Origin of the sequence: Gemmiger sp., from assembly GCF_036306485.1 — a bacterium.
Classification (GTDB): Bacteria; Bacillota; Clostridia; order Oscillospirales; family Ruminococcaceae; genus Gemmiger.
Map to the genome: position 1 here is coordinate 21255 of NZ_JAXJZK010000058.1, position 14949 is coordinate 36203.

The window sequence follows — 14949 nt, forward strand, 5'->3', positions numbered from 1 at the left end:
GCGCCCCGGGCAATCCTTCAGGGCGCTTCGTGGGGAATGGTGATCTTCTCGACGGTGATGCGGCCGTCCGCGACATCCGCCATCATCATGGTGATCTCCTGGTGGAAGCGGCGGGGACCGCAGGAGCCCGGATTGAGCCAGAGGATGCCATCCTTTTCTTCCTGCAGGTACTTGTGGGAATGACCGAAGACGACCACATCAATGCCGCTCAGGTCCGGCGGCACCTCCTTTTTGTTGTGGACGATCAGAAAGCGCACCCCGCCCAGCGTGACGGTGAGATCGTGGGGAAGGTCCGCCGCCCATTCCTTGTCGTTGTTGCCCCGGACAAGGTAGAGGGGCGCATATTGCCGCAGCTGTTCCACGATGGCGGGTTTGTTGATGTCGCCGCCGTGCAGGATGGCGTCGGCGGTTTTCAGAAAGTCGAGGACCCGGGGCCGTAGCAGACCGTGGGTGTCCGAGAGGATGGCCAGTTTCATGACTGCTCGCCCCCTTCCAGCCGCTGCCGGATCTTGCGGAAAAACTGCCGGGCCTCTTCGAGATCCCGGGCATCGGGGTGGCCTTTGGCAATGCCGCCGACCAGCCGGAACGGGCCGAAGGTGTCGTACCCGCGGCAGCTGAATTCCCCCAGCACCGGGCAGTGCTTTTCCCGCGCGAGATCCGCCATCGCCGCGGCACCGCTGCCTTTGGCGCCGCCGTAGGTGCTGACAAAGAACACCGGCTTGCCCTCGGGCAGATACTGCCGGGCAAACGCCACCACGGCTTTGTGGAACGCGAAGCCGTAGATGCCGGAGGCAAACCCGATGCCATCATAGCCGTCCAGCCGGACCGCCTGGCGGGTGGTCACGTCGATCAGGTCGGTGTCGCCCTGCTGTGCCATGGCCTTCAGCACTTTCAGCGTGTTCCCGTGGTGGCGGGAATAGTAACAGATGGCAAGTTTCATCGCGCATCGCCTCCCTGCAGGGTCCAGCCGAAATCGTTGTGATAGATCATCTGGCGGGTCATGCCGCCGTCAATGCAGATGTTCTCTCCGGTGAGAAAGCCCGCTTTGTCGGAACACAGGTACAGCACCATGTTGGCAATGTCCATCGGATTCCCCACCCGGCCCGCCGGCTGCTGCACGGCGTCGGGGCCGGTGTACACCGTGTAGTCGGTGTCAATCCAGCCGGGGGAGATCGAATTCACCCGCGCCTTGCCGGCCAGACTGACTGCCAGCGCATGGGTCAGGGCGGAAATGCCGCCCTTGGCCGCCGTGTAGCTCTCGGTCTGGGGCTGACTCATCCGGTCCCGGGACGAAGAGATATTGACGATCGAGGCCCCGGGGGCAAGGTAGGGCGCAAACAGCTTGGTCAGATAGAAGGGCGCGGTGACGCCGACCTGCAGGGCACGGCTGAACTCCTCATAGCTGCAGGTGTCGATGCCCTTCATCAGCGGCGGGGCGTTGTTGATCAGATAATCCAGATGGCCGTAGTCCGCAATCACCTGGCGGGCAAAGTCCTCCAGAACCTTCCGGTCGGCCAGGTCCCCCACACAGCAATCGTTGGGCAGCAGGTCAATGATGCAGACATGCGCCCCTTCCTTGCGGAATTGCTCGGCAATCGCTTTGCCGATGCCCTTTGCGCCGCCGGTCACAACGGCCACTTTTCCGGTAAACATCGTCGTTCCTCCTCAGTCTGCGTCCTCGTCCAGCGCTTCCACCAGAAAGCTCACCGGACGGAATCCGTCATTGCAGGACAGCATGGCGGATTTCGGGTTTTTCATCCAGCCGTCATACAGATTCTCCCCGCCGTGACTCAGCGTCAGCACAAAAGGGGAGAGGGTATCCCAGGCACTCTGGCAGAACCCCGCCGGCTTTTCCCAGCCGTTGGCGATAAAGGACTGCCCTTCCTGCAGGAAGCAGGCATGCTGGATGGGGTTCTCGTACCGGGCTATCAGGTCCTCATACCGGGTGATGCGCATGACGGTGATCCTGCATTTTTTCATGGCTGCCTCCTCAGATGATGATGCCTTCGCAGTGGTCCACTTCGTGCTGGATGATCTCGGCGGTCCAGCCGGTAAAGGTCTTGATCCGTGTCTGGAACTTTTCGTTCTGCCACCGGACCTTGATGGTTTTCCACCGTCTGACGGGCCGTACGCCGGTCAGCGAAAGGCATCCCTCCTCGGTCTCATAGGGACCGCTTTTGCCGAGAATTTCCGGGTTGAACATGACAAGATACGACCCGTCATTGTCAATGGCAATGATGCGCTTGCTGACGCCGATCATGTTGGCGGCCATGCCCACACAGCCGTCCTTGTGGTGTTTGAGCGTGTCGAGCAGGTCCGCCGCCACCGGCAGGTCTTCCGGCGTGGCGGGCCGGGATTTCTGCGCCAGAAAAATCACGTCTTTGCAGAGTTCACGAATCATGGATGTCTCTCCTTCTCCTGCAGGATGACCGCCGCCAGCGTTTCCGCTGCCAGGCGGGAGCCTGCCTCATTGGGATGAACGCCGTCCCCGGCATAGAGGTCCCGGGTCCCGGACAGCTCATAAAACCGCTGCCCCACCTCGGCCAGCAGCGCCCCGTTCTGCTGGGCGGCCTGTCGGTAGGCTTCGGAAAGCCTGTGGGCCATCTCGTCATAGTCCCAGCCCTTGGCGGCCAGCCTGGCACTGCCTTTGCGGTAAGCCCAGGTGGCGTAGAGGACCGGGACGGCCCCGTTGGCCCGGATCTCGGCACAGAGGCCCGATACACTGGCAAAGAACCGCTCGGGCGCCGTGACCGGACCGTGGCTCATCTCCTGCAAGACCACATAGTCCCAGTGTTCGTTCGCCAGTGCGGCCTGCGTCCGGGCCCCCAGCCCCGTGTTGGGGTTGAGCTGCTCGGCCAGCCGCGCTCCGCCGCGGGTGTGGCAGACCACCTCGGCGCCGGTCAGACGCGCCAGCAGGTCCGGCATGGCATTGACAAAGGTAAAACTGTTGCCCAGCATCAGAATCCGCATCCCAATCCCTCCGTTCCGTTGGTTCTAGTATACCGGGTTGTGCCGTCCGGGGCAAGTGCCGGACGGCAGCAAAAATCCCCGCATCCGCAGATGCGGGGACAGAAATTTCAGCGTGCGGTGTGAAGGCGGTGAAGGACCAGCCCGATGACGAGGCCCAGCACTGCCGGGCAGACCCAGCCGAACCCCAGGCCCGCCAGCGGCAGAACCTGCCCGATCCACCCGGTCACGGCGTCGAGGTGCAATACCGTCTTTGTCTGCGCAGGCAGGGCACCGAGAAAATCAAAGACCGCGGCCACCGCCGTGAACCCGACGGTCCATTGCAGTACCGTGCGGTCGTGGCGGAAGGCGCCGCCGAACAGGGTGAGCAGGATCAGCACGATGGCCAGCGGATAGAGGAACATCAGGACCGGCAGGGAGTAGGCGATGATGGTGCTGAGCCCGAGGTTGGCAATCAGGAAGGAGACCGCGCAGAACAGCACCGCCCAGACCGGGTAGCCGGGACCGCGGGGGAACAGCCGGACAAAGGTCTCTCCGCAGCTGGTGATCAGACCCACGGCCGTCTTGAGGCAGGCGACGGTGACGGTCATCGCCAGGATCAGCGCCCCGGCCCCGCCGAAGTAGTGTTCGGCGATCCGTGCCAGAACCTCACCGCCGTTGCTGCACAGTTCAAACAGACCGCGGCTCTGGGCACCGGCCACCGCGACCAGCAGATAGATCAGCGCCATCAGCACCGAACTGAAAACGCCGGCCAGGATGGTGTTTTTGGCTACCTCGCCGGGTTCGGTCACGCCGAGGCCCCGGATGGCGCGCACCACAATGATGCCGAAGGCCAGCCCCGCCAGGGCGTCCATCGTGTTGTACCCCTCGAGAAGTCCCGTCGAAAAGGCGCTGGTCAGATAGGCTCCCGACGGTTCAATCTGAGCCACCGAGGCCGGCGGGTCGGTCAGGGCGCGCAGAATCAGCACGGCGAGAAAGACAAGGAACAGCGGGTTGAGCACCTTGCCGATCCAGGTCAGCAGCTCCCCGGGCCGCAGCGAGAAAAACAGCACCGCCGCAAAAAAGACAAAGGAGAAGGCTGCCAGAACCAGGGGCTGCCCGGCGTCGGGCAGCAGCCGTTCGATGCCCACCGTGTAGGAGAAGGTCGCGCAGCGGGGAATGGCAAAGAAGGGCCCGATGGTCAGATACAGCACACAGGTAAAAAAGATCCCGTATTTCCGGCTTACGCGGCTGCTGAGTTCCAGCAGCCCTTCCTCCCGGCTGATGCCCAGGGCGGCCACGCCGAGCAGCGGCAGGCCGACACCGGTGATCAGAAATCCGGCCGCGGCCTGCCACAGGTTGCGGCCCGCCATCTGGCCCATCGAGGCGGGAAAAATCAGATTCCCGGCTCCGAAAAACATCCCGAACAGCATACTGGCCACGAGCAGAATTTCCCGAAACGTCAGCTTTTTCATGTCCGAATCCTCCGGTTCCTGCATGATCTGCCCCTATTATAGCGCGGTTGCGCTGCCGGGTAAACCCCGCGGCGTCCCCAAAAAATTGCAGAAAATTTTGTCCTTCTCTGCTCAGAATCCCGGTGCTGCCGCGTAGTATAGTATATGAAATACTCTGAAAACGGAGGTACATAGCGTGATGGGATGTCTGGGAAATATCATCTGGTTTGTTTTTTGCGGATTCTGGCAGGGGCTGGCCTGGACGCTGGCGGGGCTGCTGTGGTGCATCACGATCATCGGGATTCCGATCGGGATGCAGTGCTTCAAGCTGGCGTCGCTGGTCTTTTTCCCCTTCGGCAAGGAAATCCGGTATGGCGGCGGGGCCGTGTCGCTGATCGCCAACATTCTGTGGATTCTGATCAGCGGCATTCCGCTGGCGCTCTCCGCCTGCCTCAACGGTGTGCTGCTCTGCATCACGATCATCGGGATTCCCTTCGGTCTGCAGTGCTTCAAGTTCGCCAAACTGGCGCTGATGCCCTTCGGCGCGCAGGTCTACTGAAAGAAAACGGGAGGCAGCCCCTCGGGGCCGCCTCCCGTTATGACTGTGCGGGGCGCAGCAGTTCAAAGTGATTTTTGTGGCAGCGCAGCAGCCCCTCGTCCCGCATCCGGGACAGCTCCTTGGACACCGCGCTGCGGTCCAGATTCAGATAATCGGCCAGCTGCTGGCGGTCGAGCGGAATCTCGAAAACCGGACTGCCGCAGCGGGCGGACTCCGCCGACAGATAGGTCAGCAGCCGGCCGCGGACTGTCTTGGGCGTCGTGCAGAAGATCCGCTCGGAGAGCACGAGGTTCTTGCGGGCACAGAGCCGCATCATCCCCTGCAAAATGATGGGATACCAGCTCCGGCTGCGGTTGCTGTCGTCCAGCAGCCGGGGCAGGTGCAGAAAGACGATTTCCGACGTTTCCGCCGCCACGGCCGAAACCAGGGTGACTTCGCCGCACAGGGCATAGGTCTCGGCGAAGGTCTGACCGGGGCCGACCCGGCTCAGCAGAGAACGGCTGCCCCAGGCGTCGCAGGCCTCCACCCGCACGCTGCCGGTGCGGACGATGCCGACTTCCCGCACCCGGGTCCCGGCCAGAAAAATCACGTCCTCCTTGCGGAAAGTCCCGACCCGCAGACCGCCGCAGTCGGCCAGCTCCCGGGTCTGGGCCTGCGTCAGGCCGGGAAAGACAGAATCCAGTGCAGATGCCATAAACTCCCTCCTTGTTTGTGGTCATGACAACAGAAATTTTGCATCAATTCCATTATAGTAAGCACAATACAAGATGAAAAGAGGAATTTTCCATGATCCGAAAAGTGATTCAGATTGATCGTTCCAAATGCAACGGCTGCGGTGCCTGCGCCGCCGCCTGCCACGAGGGTGCCATCGGCATGGTGGACGGCAAGGCCGAGCTGCTGCGGGAGGATTACTGTGACGGTCTGGGCGACTGTCTGCCCGCCTGCCCGACGGGGGCCATCACCTTCGTGGAGCGGGAAGCGCCGGCCTACGACGCGGCAGCCGTGGCCCGCAACAAGGCGCGGCAGGGGACGGGCTGCCCCGGTTCGCGCGCCCGCACGCTGGACCGGATGCAGGACGCGGACCCGGCAGCCCCGGCGGGACCGTCGCGGCTGGCACAGTGGCCCTGCCAGATCAAGCTGGTGCCCATCGACGCGCCCTACTTTGACGGGGCCGATCTGCTGGTGGCGGCGGACTGCACGGCCTTTGCCTTTGCCAATATGCACGAAGCCTTCCTCAAAGGGCGCATCACGCTGATCGGCTGCCCCAAACTGGATGCCGTGGATTACAGCGAAAAGCTGTCCGCCATCCTCAGCCGCCATGCGGTGCGCAGCGTGACCGTGGTGCGGATGGAGGTGCCCTGCTGCGGCGGTCTGACCCGGGCGGTCGAGACGGCGATCCGCGCTTCGGGCCGGCAGATTCCCTGCCGGGTGGTCACCGTGACGGTGGACGGCGCGCTGCGCGACTGAGCCGGACCCGCCGGTGGTTGAAACAGGGGGCTTTTTGGTGTATAATCATGGTATTATGCACCGGTCTGTCCGGGACCGGGAACGAGGTAAGGAGAACCCTTCCGGTGGATAAAAAAGCTAAAATTCAGTATACACTGGTGTTCCTGTCCGACCTGTTCAGCCTTGTTGTCAGCAGTGCGCTGGCCTGGCTGGTGCTGGACCGGGGACTCCGGGTCATTCTGGAATACGAACGGCAGGAACAGGTGCAGTTCTTTTTGATTCTGGCCTGTGTGTTCCTGCTGGATTTCCTCTGCTTCAACCATGCGGACGGCTTTGTGCGGCGCGGCTGGAAAAAGGAACTGCTGATCTGTGCGCAGTCCAGCCTCGTGCTGGCGGCAGGGCTGGCCGTCGTCATGCTGTTGACCAAGGCGGGCATGATGGATTCCCGGTATCTGTATACCGGCATCGTGGCGACCAACGCCGTGATGCAGTATGTCTGCCGGATGCTGCTCAAAACCTACCTGAGCCGGCATTTCTACAAGGGAAGCATGGCCACCCTGGTGGGGGTGGTCACCACGACCGACCGGGCCGACAAACTGGTCAAGGCCCTCAAATCCGACTGGACCATGAAGGTGCAGGGGGCGGCGCTGCTGGACTGGGACGGCAAGGAACGGACCATCCACGATGTGCCGGTCACCGCCGGGTATGAGGATTTCATGGACTGGGTGCGGCGGGAACCGCTGGATGCCGTGTATATTGATGTGCCGTACCAGACCGGCGAGTCGCTGCGCCCCTATGTGCGCGAGATTGAGAGCATGGGCCCGGCGGTTCATCTGAACGTGCCGGTGCTGGAACAGTATATCCCCCACGGCCGCGAAACCTGGATGCCCCGCCTGGAACATACGCTGGAGGAGACCGGCGGCTCGCTGTTCGTGACGCTGCAGAGCAACGAATACCGGTTCGGGGACATGGTCCTCAAGCGATTGATGGACATTGTGGGCAGTCTGGTGGGCTGCCTGATCTCGCTGCCCATCATTGCGGTGGTGGCCATTCCTCTCAAGCTGGAATCGCCGGGGCCGCTGCTCTTCAAACAGAAGCGGGTGGGCCTCAATGGCCGGGTGTTCAACATTTACAAGCTGCGCAGCATGTACCAGGATGCCGAGGCGCGCAAGCAGGAACTGATGGCCCGCAACAAGATGAGCGGGCTGATGTTCAAGATGGACGACGATCCCCGCATCACCAGGGTGGGGCGGTTCATCCGCAAATATTCCATCGACGAACTGCCCCAGTTCTTCAATGTGCTGATCGGGCAGATGAGTCTGGTGGGAACCCGCCCGCCCACGTTGGATGAGTACAGCTGCTACCAGAGCCACCACAAGGGCAGACTGTCGATGAAGCCGGGTCTGACCGGCATGTGGCAGATCAGCGGACGCAGCGACATCACGGATTTTGAGGAAGTCGTCAAGCTGGACATGACCTACATCGACAACTGGAGTCTGCAGCTCGACATCAAGATTCTGTTCAAGACAATCGGTGTGGTCCTGCGGGGCCACGGTGCCGAATAAAAACCAACAAGAGCCGCCGGCATTGCCGGCGGCTCTTGTTCTTGCAGAGATTACAGGGCAGCGAGGGCGGCCTGCAGACGGCGCAGTGTCTCCTCCTTGCCCATCATGGCGGCCAGATCGGTGCCGCCGCCCGGGGTGCGGGACTTGCCGGACAGGGCAATGCCCAGCGGGTAGAGCAGCCAGCCGTTCTTCTTCTCCATCGCCTCGGCCTGACGGCGGCAGGCGTCAAAGATCGCATCGCGGCTCCAGTCCTGCTGGGCTTCCAGCAGGGGCAGCAGGGCGGTCAGCGCTTCCTTGGCGGACTCCGGCGTCGTCTTCTGCTTCTTGTTGCGGTACAGCTCGGTGTCAAAGGGCTGCACGGCGTCAAAGAAGTCCAGCTGCGGCGGGATGTCCTCCAGCACCTCACAGCGGGGCTGCAGGTTGGCGCACAGCAGATCGCGGTCGATCTGCACATGGACGGCCTGGTCGATGAAGGGATCGGCCAGACGGCGGAACTCCGCCGCGGGCAGGGCGCGGATGTAGGCCGCGTTGATGGCACGCAGCTTGAGCGGGTCAAAGATGGCCGGGGACTTGGACACCCGGGACGGGTCCCAGATGCGGATCATCTCATCCAGCGTGAAGATCTCCTGCTCGCCCTCGGGCGCCCAGCCCAGCAGCAGCAGATAGTTCAGCACGGCGGCGGGCAGATAGCCCTTGGCCACCAGGTCCTGATAGCTCGCATCGCCGTTGCGCTTGCTCAGCTTGTTCTGGGCATCCTTCATGACGGGCGGGCAGTGAATGTAGGTGGGAATCTCCCATCCGAACGCCTGGTACAGCAGATTGTACTTCGGGGTGGAGGAGAGGTACTCGCTGCCGCGGATGACATGGGTAATGCCCATCAGATGATCGTCCACCACGTTGGCAAAGTTGTAGGTGGGCATGCCGTCCGTCTTGAGCAGAATCTGGTCGTCCAGCTCGGCGTTGTTCACCTCGATGTGGCCGTACACGACATCATCAAAGGAGGTGACGCCGGTGTCGGGAATCTTCTGCCGGATGACATAGGGGGTGCCGGCCGCCAGCTTTTCCTCGATCTCGGCCTGGCTCAGGTTGCGGCAGTGGCCGTCATAGTGGCTCACTTCCCCTTTGGCCTTCTGCTCTTCATGCAGGGCGTTCAGGCGCTCCTCGGTGCAGAAGCAGTAGTAGGCCTTGCCCTCGCGCACGAGCTGCTCGGCATACTGCTTGAACATTCCCATGCGCTGGCTCTGCACATAGGGACCCACCGGACCGCCGATGTCGGGACCCTCGTCCCAGGTCAGACCGGTGTCGCGCAGCGTGTTGTAGATGATGTCGGTGGCGCCTTCCACCAGACGGCCCTGGTCGGTATCTTCAATGCGGAGAATGAAGGTTCCGCCGTTGTGGCGGGCCTGCAGATAGGTGTACAGCGCGGTGCGCAGGTTGCCGACGTGCATATAACCGGTCGGCGACGGCGCAAACCGGGTGCGGACGGTGTTGGACATGATGGATTACCCTTTCCTGTTAAGATGAGTATACAAAGATAGTTTAATCGGATGGCCGCGCAGTGTCAAGGGGGAAAACCGGGCACTTTCGGGTCGCGCAGAAAATTCGTCCGGCCCCGTTGCAAATTGACGGGCACTGTGCTACAATGCAGATACACCGATGACGCGAAAGTAAAGCCGTCCGCGCACGCACAGAGAACTCCCGGTGCTGGAAAGGGAGCCGGAAGCGGGACGGCACAATGGTTCGCGGAGGGCACGGGGAACGGGGCCAGACCCCCAGTATCCGCTGACGGCAGCCGCCGTTATCCGGCAGGGAAGTCAAAAGGCTTCCCACAAAGCGGCCGACCGGCCCAGCAGCCGGCGGCAAGCAAGGTGGCACCACAGGAAGTTTCCTGCCCTTGCACAGAAGGCCCCTTCTGTGCAGGGGCAGTTTTGTTTGAAAAAGGAGAATGACCTATGGCAGAGCAACTTGAAAAACGCAAACGGATTCTTTCCGGCATCCAGCCCACCGGCACGCCGACGCTGGGCAACTATATCGGCGCGGTGCGCAACTGGGCGCTGCTCCAGTCGGACTACGACTGCCTGTATATGGTGGCGGATCTGCACGCCCTGACGGTCCGTCAGGTTCCCGCGCAGCTGCGCCGTCAGACCCGCGAGATGGCCGCACTGCTGCTGGCGGTGGGCATTGATCCCAAGCAGCATATCCTCTTTGTCCAGAGCCATGTGCCGGCGCACTGCGAGCTGTCCTGGATTCTGGCCTGCAATGCCCAGTTCGGCGAACTGTCCCGCATGACCCAGTTCAAGGACAAGAGCGCCAAGCATCCCGACAATGTCAACGGCGGTCTGTTCACCTATCCGGTGCTGATGGCCGCGGATATCCTGATCTACAACGCCGACCTGGTACCGGTCGGACAGGACCAGACCCAGCACCTGGAACTGGCCCGGACCATCGCCAACCGGTTCAACGGCATCTACGGCGACACTTTCACCCTGCCCGCCGGCTATGTGCCCAAGGCCGGCGCCAAGATCATGAGCCTGGCCGAGCCGAACAAGAAGATGAGCAAGAGCGATACCAACGTCAACGCCTTCGTCCTGATGACCGACGACAAGGATACCATCGTCCGCAAGTTCAAGCGCGCCGTCACCGACTCGGATGGCGTGGTCCGCTTTGACGCCGAGAACAAGCCCGGCATCTCCAACCTGATGACGATCTACTCCACCTTCACCGGCAAGCAGATGGCGGACATCGAGGCGGAGTTCGACGGCCGCGGCTACGGGGATTTCAAACTCGCGGTGGCCGAGGTCACCGCCGATGCGCTGGCCCCCGTACAGCAGGAGTTCGGCCGCATCCTGGCCGATAAGGCGTATGTCGATGACGTGCTCAAGGACGGCGCCGAGCGTGCGGCCCGCCTGGCCAACCGCACGGTCAGCAAGGTGTACCGCAAGGTCGGTCTGCTGCAGCTGTAAAACCACAGTCCCGCAAACAAAACACCCCGGTGACGGTATGTCACCGGGGTGTTTTACTATAAAGGAAGGAAGCTCAGTCCTCCCGGGCCACAAAGACCAGCGCCGCACAGCCGGGACCCACATGGGTGCCGATCACGGCGCCCAGACGGGCAATGCGGCCGCCCGTCATCCGCAGGTTCTCATGCAGGTAATGATGGATGGGTGCCAGAACACCTTTCTCGTCACTGTACAGCAGCACATAGCCGTATCGGGGATCAATGCCGCCCATCTTGTCGATCTGTTTGAAGAGGGCCACATAGGCGCCGGGCCGGCCGCGGGCGGTGTCAGCCAGCCGGATTTCGCCATCCACCACGGACAGCACCGGCTTGACGCCCAAAGCGCCGCCCACCAGCGCCACCGCGGCGGGAAGGCGTCCGCCCTTGTGCAGGTGCTTCAGGCTGTCCACAACGGCCACGATGCGGATGCGGGACTTGAGCTGTTCCAGCTCCGCCACAATGGCGTGGGCGGGCAGCCGTTCCTCGTCGCGCAGGCGGAGTGCCTCCCGCACAAGGATGGCCTCGCCCTGGGACCCCGTGCGGGAATCCACAAAAAAGACATCCTCAAAATCACAGCTCTGGGCGGCCATCCGGGCGCACTGGTAGGTGCCGGACAGCGTCGAGCTGATCAGAATGGCAATGACCTGGTCACCGGCCTCCTTGGCGGCCTCAAAGACCTTCAGGAACGCTTCCGGCGAGGGCTGGCTGGTACGGGGCAGCTGCTTTTCGCCCTTCAGGCGCTCATAGTAGGCATCGCCCGAAATATCAATGCCATCCAGCTGGTTGGTGCCGTCCGCAAACGTCACGGTCAGCGGCGCGATGTACACATAGGGCCGGTCGGCATCGGCGGGAGTCAGATCGGCGGCAGAGTCTGTCAGAATGCGGATCATGTTGCACCTCGTAAATAAATATATCTAAATATGTTTAACTATTTGTATTGTAGCACAGGAAATGCAAAAGTCAAACGTTTCGGGCAATTCTTCATGAACTGTTCAGAAATCCTTCCCCGGACGCCGATTTTTTGGGGGAGGTGCCATCTCAGAACTCGGTGCTGTGTTCGCCGGCGCGCAGATCGTCCCGCTTGAGTTCAGCCAGCAGCGCGTCCTCGCCGGCATGGAGCAGCAGTTTCTTGCTGTAGGATTCAAAGCGTTCGCATTCGTTCTCGGCCAGATAGGCGGCGGAGTCGGGGCCCAGCGTCAGCTCGTTGACAAAGACCACCATTTCCTGACCGTCGGGGAAGGCGCGCTCCATAAAGTCAAAGGCGTATTCCAGGGCATCGCCGGCCAGCCCTACGGCATCCTCGCGCTTGCGGACCTGGGCATTGAATCCGGCCCGGATCGTGTCAAAGGCGGTGTCGGCATCCATGTCGGGTGTCAGGGTGGCGGCCCAGCTGCGCAGCAGTTTGGTGGCGCGGGCGGCCGTGGCGGCCTCGTCGTCGGTCAGCCGGCCTGCGGCCTTGCCCGCCGCCAGCTGGTCGGCGTAGCGGTTGCACTGCGCCGCAAAGATGGCCGCGGGACCGAAATCGGCAGCCTCCTCGGGGCGGGTGTTGTTCAGCGTCCGTTTGTAGGCGCGCAGCTGCTGGTAACAGGCGTCGGTGACCTGATCGATCCGCCGGGCCTCGGCAAACCGGGTGTTCAGGCCGGCCAGCAGCAGGCTCACCAGACTGATGCGCTCGTCGAAGGCGGCCTGCAGTGCGCGGTCCAGCACCTTGTCGAAGGGCCGGCCCTGCAGGATGTCCTCAATGCCGTAATCCTCGCGATATTTTTTGTACAGCACCCAGTAGGCCGCAAAATCGCGGGAGACCTCGGGGTGCCGCAGATACTGCCCGATCACACCCTCGTCCACCGGCAGATTCAGCGTATCGCAGGCCGAAAGCATCGCCGAGAGATCCTCCCAGCCGCGGGCCGTCACAAACTGCGGACCGTCCACATCGTTCTCGATCTTGTAAAAATGCTGCGGGCGCAGCTCGAGATACGCCTGCACGGCCGGATGCAGCCGCTTGGCACGGGCATACTCCTGCCAGACAGCCAGGTTGGGCTCAATGTCAATGCGGCGCACGCGGTCCAGCGTGACCAGGTCGAACTCCCGCACGCTCTTGTTGTACTCCGGCGGGTTGCCGGCGGCGACGATGATCCACCCCGCCGGGACGGCCTGATTGCCGAAGGTCTTGCATTGCAGGAACTGCAGCATCGTGGGGGCCAGTGTTTCGGACACGCAGTTGATCTCGTCGATGAAGAGGATGCCGTTCTTGAGTCCGGTGCGTTCCATGCAGTCATAGACGCTGGCAATGATCTCGCTCATCGTGTATTCGGTCACACTGCGGTCCTGCCCGTCAAAGTTGCGCTGCCGGATAAAGGGCAGGCCCACCGCACTCTGCCGGGTGTGATGGGTGATGGTGTAGGCCACCAGCGCAATGCCGCAGCTCTGGGCCACCTGTTCCATGATCTGCGTCTTGCCGATGCCCGGAGGGCCCATCAGCAGGATGGGCCGCTGCCGGATTGCCGGAATCAGCGGGGCACCGGTGTCGTCGGTGGCCAGGTACGCTTTGACGGCCTGTTCGATTTCTTGTTTGGCGCGTTTGATGTCCATGGAAAAATCCACTCCTTCTGTCACAATTCCGGCAGCTCGCTGGGGTCATTGTCCTGCCAGTCGGAAACCGCGGGGGCAGGATCGGGCAGAAACTCTTCAGGGGAGAGCATCAGCTTCATGGCCCAGGGCGGTACTTCGGGCGGGGGAGCGCCCGTCTCCAGAAAAAGAAATGCCACATCGTAGGACGGACGCCGCTGCGGGTAGATGCCCTTGCCGTCCGTGAAATACAGCACTCCCTGCAGATCGCGCAGGGTGCCGTCCTGGCGCAGTTCCTCAATCCGCGCAAAGGCGGGGCGGAAATCCGTTCCGCCGCCCCCGTTGAGCGTCAGGTTGGCGGCGTAGCGGTCCAGCGCGTCCAGGTCTTTCAGGAACGTCAGTTCCCGCACCGCGTCGTCACACTGCATGACCGCAATGTTGCAGCGGCGGAAAAAGCTGTCGCCTGTCCGCAGCAGCCCGAAAGTCTCCCGCAGAAAGGCCTTGACCAGCGCCCCGGCCGTGGATTCGCTCGTGTCAATCACAATGACAAAATCCCGGATTTTCTTGACTTCCCGGCTTTCCAGCGGTTCGATGAGGGGCAGATTGCCGTAGGTACGCAGTCCGTAGGAGTAGTACCCCAGATCAAACTCGTCGGGGTCCAGATGCGGCTCTTCCCGCCAGACCGCAAACCGGCGCAGAAAATCCCGGTACAGCCGGCGGCTGTGGGCGGCCTCCACCTGGGCCTGCAGGGTCTGGGTGCCGGCGGACTGTCCGGCATGGCTTCCGGCCTGCTGCATGCTCAGCTCGGTCTGGCGGCCCAGCTGTTCCCAGCGCTGGCCCATCATCCGGGCGGCCGGCGCTTCGGGGTCCTTGGGCCACAGCCGGTGACTGTCACAGAAAAACTCCCGGCTGAGCGTGCGCAGCTCCTGCTCCTCCAATGTGCAGAGCCAGCGGTAGATCGGCCCGGCACCGGGCAGGGTGCAGGCCTCCCGCACACGGCGGTAGGTCCGCTGCCGCAGCCAGCCCACCGGCCGGTCCAGCGCCGCAACCCCCAGATGATCGAGGGTGTTTTCCACCGCAATGTCGCAGGCAATGCCCCAGATCTGGGGGTCCCGGCCGGCACGCAGCCAGGGATGCCGGAACACACAGTGCAGCACACTGTGCAGATAGGCCCGCGGCAGATAGCGGCGGTTGGAACGGTACAGCGAGAGAACCCACGCAGGGTCATAGCACAGGCTGCCGCCGTCCGTTGCAAAATTGTGCAGATCCTCGGCGGGGACGGGAGTCAGCGCTCCCAGCGCCGCGTTGAGGTACTTCAGATTCAGATACAGCTCGCTGCGGATCAGCTCCATGGCGCGGCGGGCCATCGAGGCCACCCATTCCTGCTGGGTCAGTGCATGTTTGCCGGCCATCCGG

General features: G+C 62.5%; 16 protein-coding genes. 4 read left to right on the forward strand and 12 right to left on the reverse strand.

Annotated features, from left to right (window positions below):
• Positions 1-17: 17 nt before the first annotated feature.
• The 7 genes from U0L91_RS12235 to brnQ all read right to left on the reverse strand — a co-directional run bounded on the left by U0L91_RS12235 (position 18) and on the right by brnQ (position 4421).
• The gene (locus U0L91_RS12235) at positions 18-476 is read right to left on the reverse strand and encodes a metallophosphoesterase family protein (RefSeq protein WP_330047316.1); all 459 of its coding nucleotides are present in this window, start codon (positions 474-476) and stop codon (positions 18-20) included.
• Complete coding sequence (locus U0L91_RS12240) at positions 473-940, reverse strand: flavodoxin family protein (RefSeq protein WP_330047318.1); 468 nt, start codon at positions 938-940, stop codon at positions 473-475. The genes U0L91_RS12235 and U0L91_RS12240 overlap by 4 nt, the downstream gene beginning before the upstream one ends.
• A complete protein-coding gene (locus U0L91_RS12245; protein WP_330047319.1) occupies positions 937-1653 on the reverse strand; it encodes an SDR family NAD(P)-dependent oxidoreductase in 717 nt (238 codons plus the stop codon). Before U0L91_RS12245 ends, U0L91_RS12240 begins: the two co-directional genes overlap by 4 nt.
• A gap of 12 nt (positions 1654-1665) precedes the next feature.
• Positions 1666-1980: a TIGR04076 family protein gene (locus tag U0L91_RS12250; protein ID WP_330047321.1), complete on the reverse strand. Its 315-nt coding sequence runs from the start codon at positions 1978-1980 to the stop codon at positions 1666-1668.
• Between the two features lie 10 nt (positions 1981-1990).
• Entirely contained in the window at positions 1991-2401 is a 411-nt protein-coding gene (locus tag U0L91_RS12255) for a peptide deformylase (protein WP_330047323.1), read from the reverse strand.
• Positions 2398-2970, reverse strand: a complete 573-nt coding sequence (locus tag U0L91_RS12260; RefSeq protein WP_330047325.1) for an SGNH/GDSL hydrolase family protein — start codon at positions 2968-2970, stop codon at positions 2398-2400. Before U0L91_RS12260 ends, U0L91_RS12255 begins: the two co-directional genes overlap by 4 nt.
• A gap of 107 nt (positions 2971-3077) precedes the next feature.
• Positions 3078-4421 carry a branched-chain amino acid transport system II carrier protein gene (brnQ, locus tag U0L91_RS12265; protein WP_330047327.1) on the reverse strand — a complete coding sequence of 448 codons (1344 nt, stop codon included), beginning with the start codon at positions 4419-4421 and terminating at the stop codon, positions 3078-3080.
• A gap of 178 nt (positions 4422-4599) precedes the next feature.
• Here brnQ and U0L91_RS12270 point away from each other — a divergent pair, with 178 nt between their 5' ends.
• The gene (locus U0L91_RS12270; RefSeq protein WP_330047329.1) at positions 4600-4959 is read left to right on the forward strand and encodes a YccF domain-containing protein; all 360 of its coding nucleotides are present in this window, start codon (positions 4600-4602) and stop codon (positions 4957-4959) included.
• A gap of 37 nt (positions 4960-4996) precedes the next feature.
• Here U0L91_RS12270 and U0L91_RS12275 read toward each other — a convergent pair whose 3' ends face one another.
• Positions 4997-5653 carry a Crp/Fnr family transcriptional regulator gene (locus tag U0L91_RS12275; protein ID WP_330047331.1) on the reverse strand — a complete coding sequence of 219 codons (657 nt, stop codon included), beginning with the start codon at positions 5651-5653 and terminating at the stop codon, positions 4997-4999.
• A gap of 92 nt (positions 5654-5745) precedes the next feature.
• Here U0L91_RS12275 and U0L91_RS12280 point away from each other — a divergent pair, with 92 nt between their 5' ends.
• Both U0L91_RS12280 and U0L91_RS12285 read left to right on the forward strand, forming a co-directional pair.
• Positions 5746-6426, forward strand: a complete 681-nt coding sequence (locus U0L91_RS12280; RefSeq protein ID WP_330047333.1) for an ATP-binding protein — start codon at positions 5746-5748, stop codon at positions 6424-6426.
• A 104-nt stretch (positions 6427-6530) separates the two neighbouring features.
• Positions 6531-7970, forward strand: a complete 1440-nt coding sequence (locus U0L91_RS12285; protein ID WP_330047335.1) for a sugar transferase — start codon at positions 6531-6533, stop codon at positions 7968-7970.
• A gap of 50 nt (positions 7971-8020) precedes the next feature.
• Here the strand turns inward: U0L91_RS12285 and gltX are convergent, their stop codons facing one another.
• Positions 8021-9466: a glutamate--tRNA ligase gene (gltX, locus tag U0L91_RS12290; protein WP_330047337.1), complete on the reverse strand. Its 1446-nt coding sequence runs from the start codon at positions 9464-9466 to the stop codon at positions 8021-8023.
• 456 nt (positions 9467-9922) lie between these two features.
• Between gltX and trpS the strand changes: the two genes are divergently transcribed.
• Positions 9923-10933 (forward strand): tryptophan--tRNA ligase, encoded by a 1011-nt coding sequence (gene trpS, locus U0L91_RS12295; RefSeq protein ID WP_330047339.1) that lies wholly within the window; start codon positions 9923-9925, stop codon positions 10931-10933.
• Between the two features lie 73 nt (positions 10934-11006).
• Here the strand turns inward: trpS and U0L91_RS12300 are convergent, their stop codons facing one another.
• From U0L91_RS12300 to U0L91_RS12310, 3 genes are all read right to left on the reverse strand, one after another.
• Positions 11007-11858, reverse strand: coding sequence for a DegV family protein (locus U0L91_RS12300; RefSeq protein ID WP_330047341.1), 852 nt, complete (start codon positions 11856-11858; stop codon positions 11007-11009).
• A 148-nt stretch (positions 11859-12006) separates the two neighbouring features.
• On the reverse strand, positions 12007-13557 hold the full coding sequence (locus tag U0L91_RS12305) for an ATP-binding protein (RefSeq protein ID WP_330047343.1): 1551 nt from the start codon (positions 13555-13557) through the stop codon (positions 12007-12009).
• A gap of 20 nt (positions 13558-13577) precedes the next feature.
• The gene (locus U0L91_RS12310; protein WP_330047345.1) at positions 13578-14945 is read right to left on the reverse strand and encodes a vWA domain-containing protein; all 1368 of its coding nucleotides are present in this window, start codon (positions 14943-14945) and stop codon (positions 13578-13580) included.
• Between the last annotated feature and the right edge of the window lie 4 nt (positions 14946-14949).